Origin of the sequence: Chromobacterium sp. IRSSSOUMB001 (assembly GCF_023507765.1) — a bacterium.
Classification (GTDB): domain Bacteria; phylum Pseudomonadota; class Gammaproteobacteria; order Burkholderiales; family Chromobacteriaceae; genus Chromobacterium; species Chromobacterium haemolyticum.
On the sequence record NZ_JALCYU010000002.1, the window covers coordinates 327,116 to 349,311 of the forward strand.

22 protein-coding genes are annotated in these 22,196 nt (G+C 60.5%); 11 read left to right on the plus strand and 11 right to left on the minus strand.

What is annotated here, in order from left to right; genetic code table 11:
- Positions 1 to 45: 45 nt before the first annotated feature.
- From prfB to MOV80_RS03650, 4 genes are all read left to right on the plus strand, one after another.
- Positions 46 to 1,150 (plus strand): peptide chain release factor 2 gene (gene prfB / locus MOV80_RS03635; RefSeq protein ID WP_114152232.1). Its coding sequence is split into 2 segments (ribosomal slippage): positions 46 to 126 and positions 128 to 1,150, totalling 1,104 coding nucleotides; the frame shifts between segments, so codons are not numbered across the junction.
- 72 nt (positions 1,151 to 1,222) lie between these two features.
- Positions 1,223 to 2,728, plus strand: a complete 1,506-nt coding sequence (gene lysS / locus MOV80_RS03640) for a lysine--tRNA ligase (RefSeq protein ID WP_039756050.1) — start codon at positions 1,223 to 1,225, stop codon at positions 2,726 to 2,728.
- Positions 2,729 to 3,021: 293 nt separating this feature from the next.
- On the plus strand, positions 3,022 to 3,345 hold the full coding sequence (locus tag MOV80_RS03645) for a monooxygenase (RefSeq protein ID WP_019101864.1): 324 nt from the start codon (positions 3,022 to 3,024) through the stop codon (positions 3,343 to 3,345).
- Between the two features lie 147 nt (positions 3,346 to 3,492).
- Positions 3,493 to 3,936, plus strand: coding sequence for a hypothetical protein (locus MOV80_RS03650; protein WP_249604844.1), 444 nt, complete (start codon positions 3,493 to 3,495; stop codon positions 3,934 to 3,936).
- 8 nt (positions 3,937 to 3,944) lie between these two features.
- Here MOV80_RS03650 and MOV80_RS03655 read toward each other — a convergent pair whose 3' ends face one another.
- The gene (locus tag MOV80_RS03655) at positions 3,945 to 4,934 is read right to left on the minus strand and encodes an aldo/keto reductase (RefSeq protein ID WP_043592738.1); all 990 of its coding nucleotides are present in this window, start codon (positions 4,932 to 4,934) and stop codon (positions 3,945 to 3,947) included.
- 103 nt (positions 4,935 to 5,037) lie between these two features.
- Here MOV80_RS03655 and MOV80_RS03660 point away from each other — a divergent pair, with 103 nt between their 5' ends.
- Positions 5,038 to 5,955 (plus strand): LysR family transcriptional regulator, encoded by a 918-nt coding sequence (locus MOV80_RS03660; RefSeq protein ID WP_043592740.1) that lies wholly within the window; start codon positions 5,038 to 5,040, stop codon positions 5,953 to 5,955.
- A gap of 13 nt (positions 5,956 to 5,968) precedes the next feature.
- Here MOV80_RS03660 and MOV80_RS03665 read toward each other — a convergent pair whose 3' ends face one another.
- Both MOV80_RS03665 and MOV80_RS03670 read right to left on the minus strand, forming a co-directional pair.
- The gene (locus MOV80_RS03665; RefSeq protein WP_081574614.1) at positions 5,969 to 6,910 is read right to left on the minus strand and encodes a sensor domain-containing diguanylate cyclase; all 942 of its coding nucleotides are present in this window, start codon (positions 6,908 to 6,910) and stop codon (positions 5,969 to 5,971) included.
- Between the two features lie 30 nt (positions 6,911 to 6,940).
- The gene (locus tag MOV80_RS03670; protein ID WP_043592742.1) at positions 6,941 to 9,751 is read right to left on the minus strand and encodes a bifunctional diguanylate cyclase/phosphodiesterase; all 2,811 of its coding nucleotides are present in this window, start codon (positions 9,749 to 9,751) and stop codon (positions 6,941 to 6,943) included.
- Positions 9,752 to 10,005: 254 nt separating this feature from the next.
- Between MOV80_RS03670 and MOV80_RS03675 the strand changes: the two genes are divergently transcribed.
- From MOV80_RS03675 to MOV80_RS03685, 3 genes are all read left to right on the plus strand, one after another.
- A complete protein-coding gene (locus MOV80_RS03675; RefSeq protein ID WP_081554359.1) occupies positions 10,006 to 11,325 on the plus strand; it encodes a TRZ/ATZ family hydrolase in 1,320 nt (439 codons plus the stop codon).
- Between the two features lie 2 nt (positions 11,326 to 11,327).
- Entirely contained in the window at positions 11,328 to 12,026 is a 699-nt protein-coding gene (gene ubiG, locus MOV80_RS03680; protein ID WP_019101267.1) for a bifunctional 2-polyprenyl-6-hydroxyphenol methylase/3-demethylubiquinol 3-O-methyltransferase UbiG, read from the plus strand.
- Between the two features lie 497 nt (positions 12,027 to 12,523).
- Positions 12,524 to 13,192, plus strand: a complete 669-nt coding sequence (locus MOV80_RS03685) for a GntR family transcriptional regulator (RefSeq protein WP_019101268.1) — start codon at positions 12,524 to 12,526, stop codon at positions 13,190 to 13,192.
- Here the strand turns inward: MOV80_RS03685 and MOV80_RS03690 are convergent.
- Positions 13,175 to 14,092 carry a LysR family transcriptional regulator gene (locus MOV80_RS03690; RefSeq protein ID WP_240333852.1) on the minus strand — a complete coding sequence of 306 codons (918 nt, stop codon included), beginning with the start codon at positions 14,090 to 14,092 and terminating at the stop codon, positions 13,175 to 13,177. The two genes, MOV80_RS03685 and MOV80_RS03690, sit on opposite strands and share 18 nt — an antisense overlap.
- 75 nt (positions 14,093 to 14,167) lie before the next feature.
- On the opposite strand from MOV80_RS03690, the gene mdtH reads away from it, so the two are divergent.
- Complete coding sequence (gene mdtH, locus MOV80_RS03695) at positions 14,168 to 15,370, plus strand: multidrug efflux MFS transporter MdtH (protein ID WP_019101270.1); 1,203 nt, start codon at positions 14,168 to 14,170, stop codon at positions 15,368 to 15,370.
- Between the two features lie 85 nt (positions 15,371 to 15,455).
- Here mdtH and MOV80_RS03700 read toward each other — a convergent pair whose 3' ends face one another.
- Positions 15,456 to 15,659, minus strand: a complete 204-nt coding sequence (locus MOV80_RS03700) for a cold-shock protein (protein ID WP_019101271.1) — start codon at positions 15,657 to 15,659, stop codon at positions 15,456 to 15,458.
- 231 nt (positions 15,660 to 15,890) lie between these two features.
- Here MOV80_RS03700 and clpS point away from each other — a divergent pair, with 231 nt between their 5' ends.
- Both clpS and clpA read left to right on the plus strand, forming a co-directional pair.
- Positions 15,891 to 16,199, plus strand: coding sequence for an ATP-dependent Clp protease adapter ClpS (gene clpS, locus MOV80_RS03705; protein WP_019101854.1), 309 nt, complete (start codon positions 15,891 to 15,893; stop codon positions 16,197 to 16,199).
- On the plus strand, positions 16,199 to 18,475 hold the full coding sequence (gene clpA, locus MOV80_RS03710; RefSeq protein WP_043592750.1) for an ATP-dependent Clp protease ATP-binding subunit ClpA: 2,277 nt from the start codon (positions 16,199 to 16,201) through the stop codon (positions 18,473 to 18,475). The genes clpS and clpA overlap by 1 nt, the downstream gene beginning before the upstream one ends.
- Before the next feature lie 53 nt (positions 18,476 to 18,528).
- On the opposite strand, the gene xerD is transcribed toward clpA, so the two are convergent.
- The 6 genes from xerD to rpsP form a co-directional block, all read right to left on the minus strand.
- Positions 18,529 to 19,416, minus strand: a complete 888-nt coding sequence (gene xerD, locus MOV80_RS03715; protein WP_039755739.1) for a site-specific tyrosine recombinase XerD — start codon at positions 19,414 to 19,416, stop codon at positions 18,529 to 18,531.
- Positions 19,417 to 19,646: 230 nt separating this feature from the next.
- Positions 19,647 to 20,114: a methylated-DNA--[protein]-cysteine S-methyltransferase gene (locus tag MOV80_RS03720; RefSeq protein WP_043592753.1), complete on the minus strand. Its 468-nt coding sequence runs from the start codon at positions 20,112 to 20,114 to the stop codon at positions 19,647 to 19,649.
- Between the two features lie 91 nt (positions 20,115 to 20,205).
- Entirely contained in the window at positions 20,206 to 20,574 is a 369-nt protein-coding gene (rplS, locus tag MOV80_RS03725; protein ID WP_019102875.1) for a 50S ribosomal protein L19, read from the minus strand.
- 3 nt (positions 20,575 to 20,577) lie between these two features.
- The gene (gene trmD / locus MOV80_RS03730) at positions 20,578 to 21,345 is read right to left on the minus strand and encodes a tRNA (guanosine(37)-N1)-methyltransferase TrmD (protein WP_019102876.1); all 768 of its coding nucleotides are present in this window, start codon (positions 21,343 to 21,345) and stop codon (positions 20,578 to 20,580) included.
- Positions 21,345 to 21,851 (minus strand): ribosome maturation factor RimM, encoded by a 507-nt coding sequence (gene rimM / locus MOV80_RS03735; RefSeq protein ID WP_019102877.1) that lies wholly within the window; start codon positions 21,849 to 21,851, stop codon positions 21,345 to 21,347. Before rimM ends, trmD begins: the two co-directional genes overlap by 1 nt.
- Positions 21,852 to 21,886: 35 nt before the next feature.
- Positions 21,887 to 22,135, minus strand: a complete 249-nt coding sequence (rpsP, locus tag MOV80_RS03740; protein ID WP_019102878.1) for a 30S ribosomal protein S16 — start codon at positions 22,133 to 22,135, stop codon at positions 21,887 to 21,889.
- Between the last annotated feature and the right edge of the window lie 61 nt (positions 22,136 to 22,196).

A 22,196-nucleotide genomic window follows, 5' to 3' on the forward strand; every position in this document is an offset into this window, starting at 1 on the left:
CCCGACTGCCTATATTTAACAGACTGCCATTTGGAGTTGAGCATGATTGAAGTCGAAGTACTGAACCAAATCGCGGCCAAGATCGACGACCTGGCCACCCGTGGCGCCGATATCCGGGGGTATCTTTGACTACGACGGTAAAAAAGACCGTCTGGAAGAAGTATCCCGCCTGACCGAAGACCCGGATATCTGGAACGACCCCAAGCGCGCTCAGGAACTGGGCCGCGAGCGCAAACAGTTGGAAGACGTGGTGCTGGTGATCGACGAGATCAGCGCCATGGTCAGCGACAGCGCCGAACTGTTCGAGATGGGCCGCGCCGAAAACGACGACGACACCATCCTGGCCGTACAGGCCGATCTGGACACCGCCGAAGCCAAGCTCGCGCAGCTGGAATTCCGCCGGATGTTCCACGACCCGATGGACCCGAACAACTGCTTCCTGGATATCCAGGCCGGCGCCGGCGGCACCGAGGCTCAGGACTGGGCCGGCATGCTGCTGCGCATGTATATCCGCTACGCCGAACGCAAGGGCTTCAGCGTGGAAGTGCTGGAAGAATCCGAAGGCGAAGTGGCCGGCATCACCAGCGCCACACTGAAGATCAGCGGTGAATACGCCTACGGCTTGCTGCGCTCCGAAGTCGGCGTGCACCGCCTGGTACGAGTGTCCCCGTTTGACTCCAACGCGCGTCGCCACACTTCGTTCTCCTCCGTCTTCGTCTACCCGGAAGTGGACGACAGCTTCGAGATCGACATCAATCCGGCCGATTTGCGCGTCGACACCTACCGCGCCTCCGGCGCCGGCGGTCAGCACATCAACAAGACCGACTCCGCCGTGCGCATCACCCACAATCCCACCGGGATCGTGGTGCAGTGCCAGAACGACCGCTCCCAGCACCGCAACCGCGACGAAGCGATGCAAATGCTGCGCGCCAAGCTGTACGAACTGGAACTGAAAAAGCGCAACGAGGCCAAGCAGGCGCTGGAAGACACCAAGACCGATGTGGGCTGGGGCCATCAGATCCGCTCCTACGTCTTCGACCAGTCCCGAATCAAGGACCTGCGCACCAGCTACGAAGTGGGCAATATCAAGGGCGTCATGGACGGCGACCTGGACGGCTTCATCGAGGCCAGCCTGAAACAAGGCGTCTGAGCCTAAACTCGCTTAACCCGGTCGTCGCCCGAGCGGCGGCCAACAGCCATTGCATTGAATTACGGAGTGAACATGTCTGAACACGAGCAAACATCGCCTAGCCAGGACGAAAACCAGATCATGGCGGAACGCCGTCAAAAGCTGAAAAGCATCCGCGAACAGCGGATCGCCTTCCCCAACGACTTCAAGCGCAGCCACTTCGCGCAAGTCCTGCAGGACACTCACGCCGGCAAGGAAAAAGAAGCGCTGGAAGCCGAAAAGATCGAGGTTGCCGTCGCCGGCCGCATGATGTTGAAACGTGTGATGGGCAAGGCCAGCTTCGCCACGCTGCAAGACGGCAGCGGCCGCATTCAGGCCTACATCTCCAATGACGGCGTGGGCGAAGAACTGCACGCCGAGTTCAAGCACTGGGACTTGGGCGATATCGTCGCTGTCAAAGGCACCCTGTTCAAGACCAAGACCGGCGAACTGACGGTACAAGCCAGCGAAGTGCGCCTGCTGTCCAAGAACATCCGCCCGCTGCCGGAGAAATTCCACGGCATCACCGATCAGGAAACCAAGTACCGTCAGCGCTACGCCGACCTGATCATGAACGAAGACAGCCGCCAGACCTTCATCAAGCGTTCCAAGATCATCCAGAAGGTTCGCGACGTGATGGTGGGCGAAGGCTATCTGGAAGTGGAAACCCCGATGATGCACCCGATTCCGGGCGGCGCCGCGGCCAAGCCTTTCGTCACCCACCACAATGCGCTGGACATGCCCTTGTACCTGCGCATCGCGCCTGAGCTGTATCTGAAGCGCCTGGTGGTGGGCGGCCTGGAACGCGTGTTTGAAATCAACCGCAACTTCCGCAACGAGGGGATGAGCACCCGCCATAACCCCGAGTTCACCATGATCGAGTTCTACGAGGCCTATAGCGATTATCAGCGCATGATGGAGATGACAGAGACCATCATCCGCGAATGCGCGCTGGTGTCCTGCGGTTCCACCACCGTCAGCTATCAAGGCAAGGAAGTGGATCTGGGCAAGCCTTTCGACCGCTTCACCATCGTCGGCGCGATCAAGCACTACAACCCGCAGTACACCGACGCTCAACTGGCCGACGCGGCCTGGGTGGCCAGCGAGATCAAGCGCCTGGGCGGCAAGCTTCCTCCCGCGCCGGGCCTGGGCAGCCTGCAACTGGCGCTGTTTGAGGAATGTGCCGAAAGCCTGTTGTGGAACCCGACCTTCATCATCGACTACCCGGTGGAAGTGTCCCCGCTGGCGCGCGGCTCCGACAGCAAGCCGGGCCTGACCGAGCGTTTCGAACTGTTCATCGTCGGCCGCGAACACGCCAACGGCTACTCCGAGTTGAACGACCCGGAAGACCAAGCCGCGCGCTTCCTGTCCCAAGTGGCGCAAAAGGACGCCGGCGACGACGAAGCGATGCATTACGACGCCGACTACATCCGCGCGATGGAATACGGCCTGCCGCCGACCGGCGGTTGCGGCATCGGCATCGACCGCCTGGTGATGCTGCTGACCGACGCGCCGTCCATCCGCGACGTCATCCTGTTCCCGCAAATGCGTCCGGAATAAGCGCCTCCCGCCTCCGGCACGATGAAGCCGCTCGCCAACCGCGAGCGGCTTTTTCATTCGCGCTCGTTCAAGGCCGCGCCAAGGCCGAAGCCGCATTTCGAAACAGTCCCGCCCACAGCGCTGCCGATTCCGATCGGGCCGCAGCCCTGCCCCCCTCGCTTGCTTGATCTCGGCCAGAGCGCGCCCGCGCCAGGCGAGTATTATGGCGATGCGCAACGCGGCGCCCTGCCCGGCGTCGCAAACCATGCAGGCCCGCTCCCCATAGGGTTCTTCTTCCCCAAGGAAACGCTTTCATGCCCAAACTGTTGCAAGTCCACTTCGACTACCCCGGCCCCTTCGGCAACGATATGAGCGCGCAACTGCAAGCTCTGGCGGCCTCCATCAATCAGGAACCCGGCTTCATCTGGAAGATCTGGACGGAGAATCCGCGCCGGCAAGAAGCCGGCGGCGTTTATCTGTTTGCCGACGAGGAAAGCGCGCAAGCCTATTTGCGCATGCATAGCGCCAGATTGAAGGCCTTGGGCGTAAGCGAGGTGAGCAGCAGAATCTTCGATGTCAACCCAGCACTCAGCCAGATCAACCACGCGGATTTCGTCTGCGGCCCAGTCTCGGGCTGAGTCGTCGGAAAGTTTTGCTTTTGTTTGCCAACCCCCTTTGCCGCCAACATTAGACATCATTCCGCCGTGCAACTTCGCGCATGCGCAATAGTCCCGGACGATATTGGCAGTACAACACTCGCTTGTACGACCAGAAGGACATTCGCCATGAAACGCCTATTCGCATTCGCCGCGCTGACCGCCTCGGCATGGTTCTGCGCCATGCCGGCCCAGGCCGGCGTCTCCATCGCCATCGGCCAGCCCGGTTTCTACGGCCAACTCACCCTTGGAGGCTTCCCGTCGCCGCAACTGATCTATCCGCAACCGGTGCTCATCCAGCCCGCTCCGGTATCGGTGGCGCCGATGTATCTGCGGGTTCCGCCCGGTCACATGAAGGATTGGCGCCGCTACTGCGGCCGCTACGGCGCCTGCGGCCGCCCGGTCTACTTCGTCCGCGACGAGTGGTACCGCCAAGTCTATGTGCCGCGTTACCAGCAGGTCCGGCACGGCCATGAGCACTGGCGCGAACATGATCAGCGCGAGTGGCGCGGCGGCGACGATCACGACCATGCCCATGAGCGCGACCGCCGCGACTGGCGGCGAGACCGCTAGGGCCCCGCTCAGCGCTGCACCGTCGCCATCACTTCGGCCGCGTAGCGCAGGCCGCTGACCGCCTCCGGTGGAAACAGCGCGTCGATCTCCGCCCGCTCCGCCGCGCTCAGCTCCACCGCCAGCGCGCCCAGGTTGTCGTCCAGATTGCGGATGCGGCGCGCGCCGGGAATGGCGACGATGTGATCGCCGCGCGCCAGCACCCAGGCCAGCGCCAATTGCGCCGGCGAGCAGCCCTTGGCCTCGGCCAAGGCCTTCACCCGGTCTACCAGCGCCAGGTTGCGTTGGAAATCCTCGCCGAGGAAGCGCGGATTGGCGCGCCGGTAGTCATCGGAGTCGAAATCGTCCGGGCTGCGGATCGCCCCGGTCAGAAAGCCGCGGCCCAGCGGGCTGTAGGCGACGAAACCGACGCCCAGTTCCCGGCACAAGGCCAGCGCCTCTTGTTCCGGATCCCGCGTCCACAAGGAGTATTCGCTTTGCAGCGCATGGATGGGGTGGACGGCGTGCGCGCGACGCAGAGTCTCGGGCGCGGCTTCGGACAAGCCCAGATAACGCACCTTTCCGGCGCACACCAGCTCCGCCATCGCGCCCACCGTTTCTTCGATCGGCACTTGCGGGTCCACGCGGTGCAGGTAGTAAAGGTCGATGACGTCGACGCCCAAGCGCTTGAGACTACCCTCGCAGCTGCTGCGCACGTACTCGGGCCGGCCGTTGACACCGCGCGCGGCCGGATTGGCTGGGTCCATCACGATGCCGAACTTGGTGGCCAACACCACCTCCTGACGGCGCGACTTCAACACTTGCGCCAATAATTCCTCATTGCGATAGGGGCCATACATATCGGCGGTGTCCAGCAGATTGACGCCGCGATCAAGCGCGTGATTCAGCGTGCGCAGCGATTCCGCATCGTCATGCGCGCCGTAAAAAGCACTCATGCCCATGCAACCCAAGCCCAGCGTGGAAACGGAAGGACCATTACGGCCCAGGGTTCGTTGCTTCATGTCTGCCATCTTTCGTGATCGGTTGAGATGCCTGAAGCATATGCGCTTGCCGTCACCGGAAAAATAGGCTTAATCTACATGTATTACGTAGAAAAACTTCACAATGACGCAAAACTCCCTGCATGCGCTGCAAGCTTTCCGCTTGATAGCCCGGCACGGCAGCTTCACCCGCGCAGCCGCCCAGCAAGAAATCACGCCCTCGGCCCTCAGCCAGACTCTGCGTCAGTTGGAGGCCCAATTGGGCGTGCGCCTATTGAATCGCACCACCCGCAAGGTTGGGCTCACCGAGGCAGGCCAAGCGCTGCTGGCGCGGATAACGCCGCTGCTGGAACAGCTGGATAGCGCGCTGGACGACACCCGCCAGTGGCAAGGACAGGTCAGCGGCACGCTGAAACTGACCTTGCCTCACACCGCCGCCAGCCTGCTGCTGTATCCGCTGTTGCCCGGCTTCATGCGCGCGCACCCGCAGCTGCGGCTGGAGCTGGACGTGAACAATCAATTGGTGGATATCGTGGAGCGGGGCCTGGATGCCGGCCTGCGCTTTGGCGAGAGCCTGCAACAAGACATGCAGGCGGTGGCGGTCAGCGCTCCGCTCCGCTTCTGCGTGGCGGCAAGCGCTGGCTACCTGCAGGCGCGCGGCACGCCCGAGCATCCGTCCCAGTTACGACAACATGATTGCCTGCGCTATCGCTTCGCCAGCAGCGGCCAGATCTACCGCTGGCAATTCGTCGACGCAGGGCGGCCATTCGAAGTCTCGGTGCAAGGCCCGCTAACCGCCAACGACACCGCGGCGGCGCTGCACGTCGCGCTGGGCGGTCTCGGTCTCGTTTATTTGCCGCAAGCGATGGCGGCGCCTCATCTGGCCGACGGAAGTCTGGTGAGCGTGTTGGAGGCTTGGATGCCGCCTGCGGAGGCCTTTTACCTGTACTATCCCCACCACCTGCATCAGCCGGCAAAACTGCGAGTGTTCATCGACTACTTGAGACAGGCCATGGCCAGCCCCACGACAGCCGCTCACTGACAGCCCGCCGGCATCATCCCTCCCGGCAACAATTGCGCCCGGCCGCCTTGGCCCGATACAAGGCGACATCTGCGCGCTGGAGCAAAGCTTCCACTTCCAGACCGGGCTGAACACAGACATGGCCTATGCTCAACGTCAATGGCACTGGCTGTTGCTGCCACAGCAGATTGGCGCAGGCGAGCCGCTGCCGGACACGCTCCGCCAGCGCCGCCGCCTTGGCATGGTCGGCGTCCGGGGCCAACAGCAGGAACTCCTCCCCGCCCCAGCGCGAACAGATCAAGTCCGGAAACGCCTCACGCAACAAACGCGTTGCTTCCACCAGCACATAGTCGCCGCCGTCATGGCCAAAACGGTCGTTCACCAGCTTAAAGTGATCGATATCGCACAGCAGCACGGCGAACGGCCGACGCGTCTGCAGCCATTGGAGCCAGGCGGACTCCAACTGGCGCACCGCCTCGCGGCGATTGATCAATCCGGTGAGAAAATCCGTGCGCGACAGACGCGCGTTATCGTCCATCATGCACTTGAGTTCGTCCACGTCGCGAAAGGTGACGATGTGCCAATTAGGCAGCAGGTCGGCGTGCAGTTGCGCGGTGACGATGAACCAACGCATCCGGCCATCGGCGCAGCACACATGCACCGTCATCTCCGCCAGGTTGCGGCCCAGCGCCAGACTGTCCTTCACCGCCTGCAACCAGCTCTGCTCCACCTCCAAGCGGTAAGCCGGATCGGGATAAGCCAAACGGAACCAGGCCTCCATGTCCGGCATCTGCTCCAGCGTGTAACCTATCTGTTGCAGGAACGCTCGGTTGAGGTATCGATGGATGCGCTGGCCGGGCTGGTCCAGCTTGGTGCCAGACTCAGAAATCAGGATGGGAATAGGCACGAAGTCCAGGCTGCGCGACAACACTTCCTTGCCGATATCCACCGCATCGTCGCCAATCCTGAAAGTCATCAGCGCACTCCCGCCCAGCCTTGGGTCAGCTCATTCCTGCGGCAACAGGCAGTCCTGAGCCAGCAGTTTGACGAACTCGTCCGCCGGTAGCGGCCGGGCGATCAAGTAGCCTTGCACGTACTCGCAGCCCTCGCGTTGCAGGAAGTGCCATTGCTCTATCGTCTCCACCCCTTCAGCCACCACCTTCATATTCAGGTTCTTGGCCATATTGATAATGGCGCGGGCAATGGCGGTGTCGTCGGCGTCGTGCGGAATGTCGCGCACGAAGGAGCGGTCGATCTTCAGCTTGTCCGCTTTGAAGCGCTTCAGGTAGGACAGGCTGGAATAGCCGGTGCCGAAGTCGTCGATGGACAGCTTCAACCCCATATTCTTCATATTGTCGATGGCCTGGATGGTGGCCATCGCATCCTCCATCACCACGCTCTCGGTCACCTCGATGTCCAGCGCATGGCCGGGCAGGCCGTTGGCGGCGAGCGCCGAGGTGATCTGCTCGGCCAGATCGGACTGGCGGAACTGCAAGGCGGACAGATTGATGGCCAGAGTCAATTCCGGCAGGCCCTGGCTGCGCCAGGCGGCCAACTGGCGCGTAGCCTCGCCTATCACCCAGTTGCCGATCTGAACGATGAAGCCGCGTTCTTCCGCCACTTCGATGAAGCGCACCGGCCCCAGCACGCCCAGTGATGGGTGATTCCAGCGAATCAGCGCCTCCGCGCCGATGATGCGTCCGCTGGCCATTTCCACCTGCGGCTGGTAATGCAGCACGAATTCCTCGCGCTCCAGCGCAAAACGCAGCTGGCTTTCGATCGCCAGGATTTCGCGAGCGCGGGCGTTGAGATCGGCAGTGTAGAACTTGTAACTGTTGCGGCCCGAAGATTTAGCGTGGTACATCGCCGCGTCGGCATTGCGCACCAAAGTTTCGTAGTCGCGGCCATCGTCCGGGTAAACGCTAATGCCTATCGACGGCGTGATGGTGATCACATGGTTGTGCAGTTCTATCGAGGCGGAGAAAGCATCGCGGATGCGCTCCGCCGCCAGCGCCGCTTCGCCGGGATCGGAAATCACCGGCAGCAAGACGATGAATTCGTCGCCGCCCTGACGCGCCAGCATCTCTCCCGGCCCCAGCACGCCCTTGATGCGGTCCGCCGCCACCTGTAGCAGGGTGTCGCCGGCAGTATGGCCCAGCGATTCGTTCACGGTCTTGAAGCGGTCCAGGTCCAGCAGCAACAGCGCCAGCCGCTCATTGTCGCGGCCGGCATTGTGGATCGCCAGCTCCACCCGGTCCTGCATGTGCACGCGGTTGGGCAGGCTGGTCAATACATCGAAATGCGCGAGGAACTGAATGCGCTCATCAGCCGCCTTGCGTTCAGTCAAGTCGCTGAAAATCGCCACATAGTGGGTGATTTCACCCAGGCTGTTGCGCACCGCGTTGATCGCCAGCCATTCCGGGAACACCTCCCCGTTCTTGCGCCGATTCCACAATTCGCCCTGCCAGGAGCCGTGGTCGGCGATGGACTGCCACATCTGCTCGTAGAACGGCTGGTCGTGGCGGCCGGAGGACAGCACGCTGGTCTTCTGGCCCAGCACTTCATGCTGGGTGTAGCCGGTGATTTCGGTGAAGGCGCGGTTGACGCTGCGAATGCGCTTGTCCGCGTCGGTGATCATGATGCCTTCCACGGTGTTCTCGAACACCTTGGCCGCCAGTTGCACCCTCTCCTCCGCCGCGCGTTTCTCGGAGATGTCTCGCACCATGCGCCATACCGCGTTGATGCGGCCGAAGGCGTCGCGCATCGCCACGGTCTTGACGCTGACCGGCACCGGATTGCCGAAGCGGTTGATATAGGTGGCCTCGAACTCGTCGCAATAGCCGAAACGCAGCACCTTGTTGTCCAGATTGAAGCGCTCCAGCGCCTCGCTCTCCGGCCCCACCAAAGTCCAGAAATTCTGCAGTTTGAGCTGATCAAGGCTGTAGCACATCAGGTTGAGGAAGGCGGGGTTGGCGTCTATCACCTGGCCGTCCAGCGAGCTGATCACGATACCGTCGAGGTTGGACCAAAACAACTCGCGGTATTTGTTCTCGGAGCGGCGCAGCGCGTCCTCCACCTCGCGGCGCCGGGAAATATCCGCCTCCAGCGCCAGCGTCTTGGCGCGCAGCTCGTCCAGCAAGCGCTTAAGCTCGGCTCGAGTCCATTCCAAATGCTTTCCGAGATGGCCGATCTCATCGCGGCGCTGCCATTCGAACGGCCGGTCCAGCTTGAGCTCGGCCAGCAAACGCGCCTGCTCGGTCAGCGCCTTCATCGGGCTGAGGAAACGCGAATGCAAAATGCTCATGATCAGCAGAATGGACAACACCAGTTGCGCCGCCAGAATCATCAGGATGTTCTTGATCTGGTTATTGAGAGCGATGGCGAGATGCTCATTATCGAATTCCAGCGTCACCTGGCCGATTTCCTCGCCGCGATAAATCACTGGTTTTTCCACGAAGGACACGCTGCCGATGCGGCGCTCCGCGCGTACCGAGGACAAGAATATCTGATTGGACTGGGTATCTGTGACGCGGATGGAAACCACCCGCGCGTCTTCCATCACCGAAGCGATCAAGGGATTGCCCGCCTGGCGGCTCAGGTTCCACAAAGGCTCCTGCATACCTAGGGCCACAATGTCCAGCAGGCGTTTTTGATCGGTTTCCAGCTGGGCGGTCAGTGCATCCCTTTGAATATTGAAGCTCAGATAACTGATGATGGACGCGGGAATCAGCAAGCCGAGCACTACGGCGATGAGAAAGACAGCCCTAAGGGATAGGCCGGTACTGGCTGTGGATTTATCGTCAGCGTGGTGTGCCATGTTTGCGTTTATTATCGCTCGCCATTAGCCGCAGGCAATTGAGCCCATGCGTCAGTTGTTCATATTTTCAAAAGTATACACCGGATAATCCCGGCAAAATGCTGGAATATTCACTAGTCATCGCCTTGTCAAGTTCGGATCCGGCAAGCCTTCCGCAGGCACGCTCCGGCGCCGCTTCCCACGCTCCGTCATTGCCTTGAATTTAGCCTCGGCCTACAATCCACGTCACTTCAAAATCGCGCCAGGATTGCCCCATGTCCCAGTCCCGTTATGACAAAGTTATCACCGCCCGCTGGATCATTACCGTAGAGGAAGACGGTGAAATCCTGGAAAACCACGCCATTGCTTTGAAGAATGGCAGGATTGCCGCGATTATTCCAGCCGACCAAGCCGGCGCGCTGGAGGCGGATCAACGCGTGGAATTGCCCAACCACGTACTGATGCCCGGCCTGATCAATCTTCACGGCCACTCCGCGATGACGCTCTTGCGCGGCCTGGCCGACGACAAAGCGCTGATGGATTGGCTGACCAACCATATCTGGCCGGCCGAAGGCAAACATGTCCGCGACGACTTCGTGTTTGACGGCGCGCTGCTGGCAATGGGGGAAATGATCCGCGGCGGCACCACCACCATCAACGACATGTATTTCTATCACGGCGCAATGGCTCGCGCCGGCCTGGCCTCCGGCATGCGCACCTTTGTGGGCTGTTCCATCCTGGAGTTCCCCACCAACTACGCCAGCAACGCCGACGACTACATCAGCAAATCGCTGGCCGAACGTCGCCAGTTCCTGGGCGAAGAACTGATCACCTTCACGCTGGCGCCGCACGCGCCTTATACGGTGTCGGACGACACCTTCGCCAAAGTGGTGACGCTGGCCGAGCAAGAAGACATGTTGATCCACTGCCACATCCACGAAACCGCGGACGAGGTGAACAACAGCGTCAAGGAACGCCATCAGCGCCCGCTGGCCCGCCTGCAACAATTGGGCTTGCTGTCCCCGCGTCTGATCGCCGCCCATATGGTGCATTTGAACGACGAGGAAATCGAAATCGCCGCCAAGCACGGTGTGTCGGTAGCGCACAATCCCTCGTCCAATATGAAACTGGCCTCCGGCATCGCCCCCATTCCCAAAATGCTGCAGGCAGGCATCGCCGTGGGCATAGGCACCGACGGCGCCGCCTCCAACAACAAGCTGGACATGCTGGCGGAAACCCGACTGGCGGCGCTGCTGGCCAAAGTGGGCACCCTGGACCCCACCTCGGTGCCGGCCGCCGCGGCCATCCGCATGGCCACGCTCAACGGCGCTCGCGCGCTGGGCATCGCAGACAAGGTTGGCTCGATCAAGGCCGGCAAACAGGCCGACCTGATCGCCATCGACCTCTCCGCCATCGAAACCGCCCCGGCCTTCGATCCAATCTCCCATGTGGTCTACGCGGCCGGCCGCGAACAAGTCAGCCACGTCTGGGTCAAAGGTCAGGCCCTTTTGGAGCAACGCCAACTCAAGACCCTGGACGAAGCCGCGCTCAAGGCTCGCGCCGAAGACTGGCGTCATCGCATCCTGGCGAAATAATCATGATCAATGTAGACGAAACCGAAATCGACAAATTCAGCCAACTGGCGCACAAATGGTGGGACATGAGCGGCGAATTCAAGCCGCTGCATGAAATCAACCCCCTGCGCCTGGGCTTCATCGACGAACGTGCGGCCATCACCGGCAAGCAAGTGCTGGACGTGGGTTGCGGCGGCGGCATCCTGGCGGAGAGCATGGCCTCGCTCGGCGCTGCCGTCACCGGCATAGACCTGGCCAAAAAGTCGCTGAAAGTGGCCCAACTACACAGCCTGGAGTCCGGCGTCGCGGTGGATTACCGCTGCGTGGCGGTAGAGGAACTGGCGGAGGAGTCCCCGGCAAGCTTCGACGTAGTCACCTGCATGGAAATGCTGGAACACGTGCCGGACCCTCAAAGCGTGGTGCGCAGCTGCGCCAGCCTGGTCAAACCCGGCGGCTGGGTGTTCTTCTCCACGCTCAACCGCAATGCCAAATCCTACCTGCTGGCGGTGGTCGGCGCCGAATACGTGCTGAACATGCTGCCTCGCGGCACCCATGAGTACGCGCGCTTCCTCAAGCCCTCGGAGTTATCGCGCATGGCTCGCAACGCCGGTCTGGATATGGACGCGGTCCGCGGCATGAGCTACAACCCGCTGACCCGCATCTACTCGCTGGGCGAAGATACCGCCGTCAACTATCTGATGGCCTGCCGTCGCCCGGAATAAGCGGCAAGAAAAAAGGCCTTCGCCAAAGGCGAAGGCCTGAATCACACTCCCGGTTCCACACCGGACACAACCCGCTAAAGTTCGCGAACGCCGCGCCGGCTTCAACGCCCTCGCGGGACGGCCCGCTTGCGGCGACATTCGGCTTGCGCCGCTCGTCGCCTGCTAGGCTGCTTTCCCCGCGCGGGCCGGCCGCCGGCCGAGTCCGCGAGACGGCGGAAATACCTCTCCGACGCCTCTCGCTTATTTTGATAGCCCCTCTCGTGTCAGCCATTTCAAACAAGCGTTTTAATCGTATGATTGATATGATGAATGCGCAAGCAAAACCTCAGTAATGCTTGTCTAGTGCGGCAAGTTGACAACAGTTGGCCTCAAAACCACTGATAATGTTTTGATAACAACAATCTGTCGGACAAACTACTGCCAGACAAACATTGCAGTTTGATTGCCCTCGCATATCAAACATAGGAAAATAATAATATTCTATTCCGGAGAGCAAGATGACGTTCAAAGCGAACGACTCACTGACCGAACAAATCGCCCAATACCTGGGCAAACAAATCATACAAGGCACGATGCAAGCAGGGGAGCGCATTCAGGAATTGCGCATTGCGTCGGAGCTGGAAGTCAGCCGCGGGTCCGTGCGCGAAGCTTTATTGATTTTGCAACGCCGCCATCTGGTGGAGATTTTCCCGCGCCGCGGCGCGGTGGTGTCCAGCATCACGGGTCAGGATGTGCGCCATTTCTTCGAACTGTGGTTTCTACTGCTGGATCAAGCCGTCTGTAACCTCGCCACCTCTTGGCAGAACGACGACCTGGCCCACTTCTTCGAAGTCACCACCCAGTTGGCCGAATGCAACCGCAAAGACGACTTGCAGGGCTTTTACGAACACGGCGTCGATTTCCTCGACACCTTGTACCTCTATGCCGGCAACCGCTACCTGGAACACACGCTGAAAGACTTGCTGCCGCTGACCCAGCGTTGTCTGTTCGCCATTTTGCGAGCCGGCAAGAGCCAAATGGAACAGACCCAACTCTTCCTGGAAAACCTGCTCAAGACCATCATCGCCCGCGACACCGCCAAATTACGCCAGATGGTGGCCGAATTCGGCCAACAATACAGCCAGCTGGCGCAGAGCGCAGCCGAGTCGCTAGCCGGACGCCATTGACGCCCACCGCCCGGCCAAGGCCCGGGCGGCATCCAACACCAACGCCTTCCCTTCGTCCCTGCGTTTGCCTGCGCGCCAAGCCATTGTCACCTCCCACTGCCAGGCAGGTAGATCTGCAATTTGCAGCCGGCGCAAAACACCGTCGGCCAGATCAGACTGAATCGACAACTCAGGCATGAAGCAAAGAAAGCCGTGGCGCAAAGCCAGTTCCCTGGCCGCTGACGCCGGCTGAACCGCATGGATGGGCTGGGCGACGGTGCGAGCCAGACGCAGCCGTCGTATCAGCTCGTCACACTCAACACCCCAATACTGGGGCGCAATCCGGTAAGCCGCCGCCTCCTCCAGATACAGCGGCTGTGCGCGCTCCGCCAAGGGATGTCCGGCCGCTGCCACAGCCACGATGGGAGAGCGCCACAGCGTTTCCATATGAATGCCCGCCATCGCCGGGCAACGCAGCACAAAACCCACCTGCACCAAACCGGACAACAGGTTCTGCATGATCTGCGATGAATGGTCGGTGTCGCAGCGGATTTCCAGCGGCGCTTCGACCAGATCCAACAACAAGGGGCCAAAAACCGCCGATGTCAGCGATGGCAGACAAGAAAGCCGCAAACAGGGTAAGGCCGGCGTGCCCTGCAGGATTTCCCTCCCCTGCTCCAGAGCCGACGCCGCCTGCTGTGCCGATGGCAAAAAGGCCAGGCAGGCCGCAGTGGGTTCCGCGCCACGCCGATGACGATGAAACAGGCATACCCCAAGTTCCAGCTCCAACGCTTGCACTCTCTGACTGACCTGTGGCTGCGACCAGCCGCGCTTGGCGGCAGCCTGACTGAAGCTGCCCAACTCAGCGATATCCAGCAGCAGGCTCAAATCCGAGAGGACGATAGACATAAGAAAATCCAATATTAACTATTACAGATTAATCAGTTACAGAATATCAGGGTCGCTCATAAAATGACATGAAAATAAGGAGATTTCATGGCACTGCTAAAGCGGGCCCGGACCTTGGGCAAAGCTTTCATCCTGGTGGACAACCTGATCGTGGTATTCGGTTTCTTCATGGTTTTTCCCTTGATCAGCCTTCATTTCGTCGATCAACTCGGCTGGACCGCCGCTGCGGTGGGCTTTGGATTGGGCCTGCGTCAATTCACCCAGCAGGGGCTAGGCCTGTTCGGCGGATCCTTGGCTGACCGTTTCGGCGCCAAACCCCTGATTGTGGCCGGCATGCTGCTGCGCGCCGCCGGCTTCGCCGCCATGACGCTGGCGGACTCCCCATGGCAGCTCTGGCTGTCCTGCTTGCTCTCCGGCCTGGGCGGCACGCTGTTCGATCCGCCCCGCTCCGCGCTGGTGGCCAAATTGACAAGACCCCGCGAGCGCAATCGTTTCTATTCCCTGCTGATGATGCAGGACAGCGCCGGCGCAGTGGGCGGCGCCCTGTTCGGCTCCTGGCTGCTGCAGTTCGACTTCCGCTGGGTCTGTCTGGGTGGCGCTGCCGCGTTCTTGGCCGCGGCGGCGGCAAACGCCTGCCTGCTGCCGGATTATCGCGTTGCCGCGCGGCGCGCGCCGGCGCTGGCCTCTATCCGCACGGTACTGAACGACCGCCGCTTTCTGAAACTGGTGCTCACGCTCAGCGGCTACTACCTGCTCAGCGTGCAGATCATGTTGCTGCTGCCCATCGCAATCAAGCAATTGACCGGCACTCCTCAGGCCGTCGGCTGGATGTACGGGCTGGAAACCGCCTTGTCGCTCAGCCTGCTCTACCCGCTGGCGCGGCTGGGCGAACGCCATTTCCGCCTGGAAACCCGAGTACTGGCCGGCATTGCGCTGATGAGCCTCAGCCTGGCCTGCATGGCCGCGGTGCGGCAACCGCTGGCCGCCTTTGTCATCCTGGCTGTGTTTTTTCTCGGCACCCTCATCACCGAACCTGCGCGGGAAACCCTGGTCGCCAGCCTGGCTCGTCCGGAAGCCAGGGCCAGCTATATGGGCGCCAGCAGGCTGGGGCTGGCCTTGGGCGGCGGCGGAGGCTTTCTCGCCGGCGGCTGGCTGTACGACTTTGCTCAGAACCAGCATCAAGCCGGCCTGCCCTGGCTGCTGCTGGCCGCCGCGGGCGCGCTCACCTTTATCGCGCTGGCGCGCCAATTTGGCCCAGCCGCGCCCAGAGCAGCCAAACAAGCGGCCTAACAACAACAAAAGCCCGCCGGATGGCGGGCTTTTCATCAATCAGCTGGGCTGTTTGCCTTACGGCAGACAGACAGTAAAACCGGTGTTACGCGTTCTGAATATTAGACGCTTGCTTGCCCTTCGGACCGGACACAACTTCAAAGCTTACACGCTGCCCTTCTTTCAGGGTTTTGAAGCCTTGCATGTTGATGGCCGAGAAGTGAGCGAACAAGTCTTCGCCGCCTTCATCCGGAGTAATGAAGCCAAAACCTTTAGCGTCATTGAACCACTTAACGGTACCTAATGCCATTCTTACTTCCTTGCAAAAAAAGGCTGGTGAAGCCGACCAACTTAGAGCTTAATAAGAGTTGTCTGGCTTGCCTAGCGCAAAAAAATGCCAAACAGTTAAGCCAAGCACCAGCTGCATTTCTACGCAACCCGCCGCTCATCGTCAAGTCGTAGAGGAAAAGTGCCAGTCCCCTTGAAAAAAACTCTCGGGGAACCCAAATTGAAGTAAGACGCAGATTCCACGAAAGCCGACATGTCTACGCAGTTCAAGGACGATGCCATACAAGAGGCGTCCCGGGTTAGGGAAAACCCACCCCCGATGTATAAGGTCTTGTTATTGAACGATGATTTCACCCCAATGGATTTTGTGATCCAGGTTCTCCAGCAGTTCTTCTACATGAACCGCGAAAAGGCCACTCACATCATGCTGCAAGTCCACACGCAAGGTCACGGCGTGTGTGGCGTTTATACCAAAGACGTGGCTGCAACAAAGGTCGAGCAGGTGTTGCAATATGCGAAAGCGCACCAGCATCCGCTCCAGTGCGTTATGGAGGAAAACTGATGATTGCCCAGGAGCTTGAAGTAAGCCTGCACATGGCGTTCATGGACGCAAGGCGCAAGCGCCACGAGTTCATCAGCGTGGAGCATCTGTTACTCGCGATGACCGACAACCCGTCGGCTGCCGAAGTACTGCGCGCATGTGGAGCCAATATCGACCAGCTGAAAAAACAGCTGGGCGATTTTATCGATGAGCACACCCCCACCGTGCCTGGAGAGGCGGAGGTGGAAACTCAACCCACACTCGGCTTCCAGCGCGTGATTCAGCGCGCCATCCTGCACGTGCAGTCTTCCGGCAAAAAAGAGGTGACCGGGGCTAACATCCTGGTGGCCATCTTTGGCGAGAAGGACTCCCACGCGGTGTACTACCTGCACCAGCAAGGCATTTCGCGGCTGGACGTGGTGAATTTCATTTCTCATGGAATCACCAAGCAGCGCTCGCAGCAGCAACCGCAAGAGCCGCGCGACAGCAGCGGCGAAGCGGAGAGCGAGGAACAGGCCACCGGTCCGGGCGGAGCCTTGGAAAACTACACGCAGAACCTCAACCAGCAGGCGCGCGAAGGCAAGATAGACCCGCTGATCGGCCGCGAATCCGAGTTGGAACGCACCGTTCAGATCCTGTGTCGCCGCCGCAAGAACAACCCGCTGCTGGTGGGCGAAGCCGGCGTGGGCAAAACCGCCATCGCCGAAGGCTTGGCGCGCCGCATCGTCAACGGCGAAGTCCCGGAGATTCTGGCCAAATCCACCGTTTACGCACTGGACATGGGCGCGCTGCTGGCCGGCACCAAATACCGCGGCGACTTCGAACAGCGGCTGAAGGCGGTGATCAAGCAACTGACCGAGGACAGCAACGCCATTCTGTTCATCGATGAGATTCATACCCTGATCGGTGCCGGCGCGGCCTCGGGCGGCACGCTGGACGCGTCCAATCTGCTCAAGCCAGCCCTCTCCAACGGCAGCCTGCGCTGCATCGGAGCGACCACCTACAACGAGTACCGCAGTATCTTCGAAAAGGACAACGCGCTGTCGCGCCGTTTCCAGAAGATCGACGTCAACGAACCGACGGTGGAACAGACCGTGGAAATCCTCAAGGGGCTGAAGTCGCGCTTCGAGGCTCACCACGGCGTCAAGTACACGCAATCCGCGCTATCCACTGCGGCAGAGCTGTCGGCGCGCTTCATCAACGATCGCCATCTGCCGGACAAAGCCATCGACGTGATAGACGAGGCCGGCGCCGCGCAGAAAATTCTGCCCAAGTCCAAGCAGAAAAAGGTCATCAACAAGACCGAGATCGAGGACATCGTCGCCAAGATCGCGCGCATTCCGCCCAAGACCGTATCGTCCGATGACAAGAACGTGCTGAAGAACCTCGAGCGCGATCTGAAAAACGTGGTGTTCGGGCAGGAGAAGGCCATCGAAGGACTGGCCAGCGCCATCAAGATGACGCGATCCGGCTTGGGCAATCCGCAAAAACCAATCGGATCCTTCCTCTTCTCCGGCCCAACAGGTGTTGGCAAGACGGAGGTGGCGCGCCAGCTAGCCTATATCCTAGGCGTGGAGTTGATCCGCTTCGACATGTCCGAATACATGGAACGCCATGCGGTGTCCAGGCTGATCGGCGCGCCTCCGGGCTATGTCGGCTTCGAACAGGGCGGCCAACTGACCGAGGCGGTCAACAAGCATCCGTACGCGGTGGTGTTGCTGGATGAGATCGAAAAAGCGCATCCGGACATCTACAACGTGCTGCTGCAGGTGATGGACCACGGCACGCTGACCGACAACAACGGCCGCAAGGCGGACTTCCGCAACGTGGTGATCATCATGACCACCAACGCAGGCGCCGAGTCTTTGTCCAAGCCCACTCTGGGCTTCACCCAGACCAAGGCGGCCGGCGACGAGATGGGCGACATCAAGAAGCAGTTCAGCCCGGAGTTCCGCAACCGCCTGGACGCCATCATCCCGTTCAAGATGCTGGACGAGCAGATCATCCTGCAAGTGGTGGACAAGTTCCTGATGCAGCTGGAACAGCAGTTGGCCGAGAAGCGGGTGGATATCCACTTCACCGACGAACTGCGCCGCTACCTGGCTAAGAACGGTTTCGATCCGCTGATGGGCGCCCGCCCGATGGCGCGTCTGATCCAGGACACGCTGCGCAAGGCGCTGGCAGACGAGTTGCTGTTCGGCCGTCTGGTCACCGGCGGCGAAGTCACCGTCACCGTGGTGGACGACAAGGTGGAGCTGCAATTCGACCACCAGGCCCTGACGCCCGAACCCGCCTGATTTTGCTTCCGCAACAAGCAACGCCCGCTAAAGCGGGCGTTTTTCTTTTTGTCTCAACCGCGCGGATGATGTTTGGCGTGCAGTTGTTTCAAGCGCTCCCGCGCCACATGGGTATAAATCTGCGTGGTGGATATGTCCGAATGCCCCAGCAAGAGCTGCACCACGCGCAAATCCGCGCCATGATTGACCAGATGCGTGGCGAAAGCATGTCGCAACACATGCGGGCTCACTGCCGGCAAGCCCTGCCGCTTGGCGTACTGCGAAATCAAATGCCAAGCCATCTGCCTCGTCATGCCCGCCTTACGCTGGGTCACGAACACGGTGTCGCAGACCGCTCCCGCCAACAAGAGCGGCCTCGCCTCTACCAAATAGCGCTGCAGCCACTCCTGAGCCAGTTCGCCCAAGGGCACTAGTCTTTCCTTATTGCCCTTGCCCATGGTCTTGACCAAGCCGTCCAGCAAGTTCACCTGCTGCAGCGTCAGGCCCACTAGCTCCGACACGCGCAGGCCGCTGGCGTAAAGCAGCTCCAGCATCGCCCGGTCGCGCAGGCCCAAGGGCGTGGCCACATCGGGCGCCTCCAGCAAGGCTTCCACATGCCGCTCGGACAGAGACTTGGGCAAACGCGGCCCTTGCTTGGGCGCGCGTAAGCGGGCACAAGGGTCGTCATCGCGCAAACCCGCCTGCGTCAGATATTGATAAAAGCGCTTCATCGCCGACACCATCCGCGCCCGGGTCGCCGGTTTCTCGCGATCCACCCCCAGCAATAACGCCTGCTCCAGCTGCTCCGGACCGGCCTCCGTCAAACGTGTGCCTTTATCCCCCAAACGCGCGGCTAGCTTGCCCAGATCGCGTCGATACGCGGCTAGGGTGTTCTTGGACAAACCATCGCTCAGCCATAGCTGGTCCAAAAACGCATCGATGGCCTCCTCGGCCGCCTTCATCTCTTCGCTGCTCGCATCCATTTTTGTCGTCGTCCGCTGAAGTGCGCGTCAAGCCGCCCGCGCGGAACACCCATCCTGAATAATCTTCAGTCTTTGTCCGCCTCGCCGACAAAACATTCCCTCGCAAGCCCTGCCTCTTCATCAAGCGCGAGCCGGGTCTAGCGGAAAGACACCCCGGACGGCGCGCAAAAAAGCGCAAAACATCCCTCTTGCGCCTATCTCAGCGCTGCTCAACACCCAAACTCATGCGCCAGCAGCCACTGCTTGATGTCGACGGTTTCCCGGCCCAATGAGCGATTAAAGCCGCCCAGGCTATTGCGAGCCACCACGCGGTGGCAAGGCACGATGATGGGCACAGGATTGCGTCCGCAAGCATTGCCCACCGCCCGCGCCGATGAACCCAGCGCCGTGGCGAGATCCTGATAGCGCCTCATCTGCCCGCAAGGAATCCGCTCTATCTCGCCCCAAACACGCAGCTGGTGCTCGCTGCCCCGCAAACGATAGGGCAGGCTGAAGCCGAAGCGCGGATCAACGAAATAAGCGCGCAGTTGCTCCGCCACCTCTTGCTCCAGGCTGCGCGGCATCGGCGGTCTGAGAGCTTGCCGCTCAGCCAAGAATTCCAGATTCACAAGCGCGCCGTCGAGACACAAAATGCCCAGTTGCCCGAACGGCGCGTCGATTACCGCGCTGTATTCCATTTTCCGCCTCCGACGCTCCGGCAATAAAAAAGCGCAAGGCATCGCCTTGCGCTTTGAACCGTCATCAAGCCTAAGCCTGACTCGACAAGGCTTAACCTTGCTTGCGAGCCGGCAGTTTTTCCTTGATGCGTGCGGATTTGCCGGTACGGCCGCGCAGGTAGTACAGCTTGGCGCGACGCACGTCGCCGCGGCGCTTCACTTCAACGGAAGCCACCAGCGGGGAGTAGGTTTGGAAAGTACGCTCTACGCCTTCGCCGGCGGACATCTTGCGCACGGTGAAAGCGCTGTTCAGGCCAGCGTTTTTCTTGGCGATAACCACGCCTTCGTAAGCCTGCAGACGTTCGCGGTTGCCTTCCTTAACCTTCACCTGAACGACGATGGTGTCGCCCGGTGCGAATTCCGGCAGGGTCTTGCCCAGGCGGGCGATTTCTTCTTGCTCGAGTTTCTGGATCAGATCCATGATTCACTCCTGGTTTTTCTGGAGATCTTGTTCCTGCTGGTACTCCGCCAGCAGCCGAGATTCCTGTTTTGTCAAAATACGGCCTTGCAGCAAATCCGGGCGACGTTGCATCGTCCTGCCCAGCGCCTGTTTCAGCCGCCATTTAGCGATCAGCGCATGATTACCGGACAACAACACATCCGGCACCCGCATGCCCTGATAGTCTTCGGGTCGGGTATAGTGCGGACAATCAAGAAGCCCGTCCACAAATGAATCTTCGTAAGCCGACTGCGCGTCGTTCAGGACGCCTGGGAGCAAACGCACCACCGCATCCATCAACACCATGGCCGGCAGCTCGCCGCCGGACAAAACGTAGTCGCCGATGGAAATCTCCTCGTCGACTTCGCGCTGGATCAACCTTTCATCCACGCCCTCGTAGCGGCCGCACAGCAGGATCAAGCCCGCTCGCTGCGACAGCTCCGCCGCCTTCTCATGCGTAAGCGGACGGCCTTGGGGCGAAAGATAAATCACATGGCTGCGCTCGGCTCCGGCTTGCGCCTGCCTCGCCCTGGCCGCAGCGATCGACTGCGCCAATGGCTCAATCTGCATCACCATGCCGGGGCCGCCGCCATAAGGCCGGTCGTCAACCCGGCGGTAGTTGTCGTGCGTGAAATCGCGAGGATTCCAAGCCTGAAAACCCCAAATGCCCAAATCAAGCGCCCGCTGGCTAACGCCAAAGCGGGCGATGGAATCGAACATCTCCGGAAACAGCGTTACCGCGTCGATTTGCATCAGTAGTCCAGACCCCAGTCCACCTGGATCTTGCCTTCGGCAAGCTGGACTTCCAGCACATACTGATCCACAAAGGGAATCATGCGCTGAGCGTCCCCGCCCTGCACTACCAACAGATCATGGGCGCCGGTTTCCATCAATTCACTGACTTTGCCCAGCACTTCGCCTTGCTGATTGACGACTTCCAGGCCGATCAGATCAGCCCAGTAGTATTCGCCTTCTTCAGCGGCCGGCAACTCTGCGCGCGGCACAGCGATCTGCATGCCGCGCAAGGCTTCGGCCGCATCGCGGTCTTCCACGCCTTCCAGCTTGGCGGCAAGCGCCTTGGGCTGGAGAGCGCCATTTTCAAATGTGTACGGCTTCCAGTCGTTCTCCTTGCCCAGCCACCAGACCGGGTAGTCGAACAGACCGTCAGCGTATTCGGTGTCGGCCTGGACTTTTACCCAGCCCTTGACACCAAAGGCGCCACGCACAAACCCCATCACTACGAGATCTTCGCTGCGCATGCGCCTAGTCCGTCAGTTGATGTATCAACGAACGCTTAGGCAGCGGCCTTCTGCTCTTTCAGCAGCTTGGCAACGGCGTCGGAAACTTGAGCGCCAACGCCTACCCAGTGGTTCAGGCGGTCCATGGTGAAACGGACGCGCTCTTGCTTCTCGTTGGCAACCGGGTTGTAGAAGCCAACGCGCTCGATGAAGCGACCGTCACGACGGTTACGGGAATCGGTCACCACGATGTTGTAGAACGGACGGTTCTTGGCGCCGCCACGTGCCAGACGAATCACTACCATTGTCGATTGTCCTTGAATAAAAACGGTATGTAGAAAAGCCCACGATTTTAGGTCAGTTTTC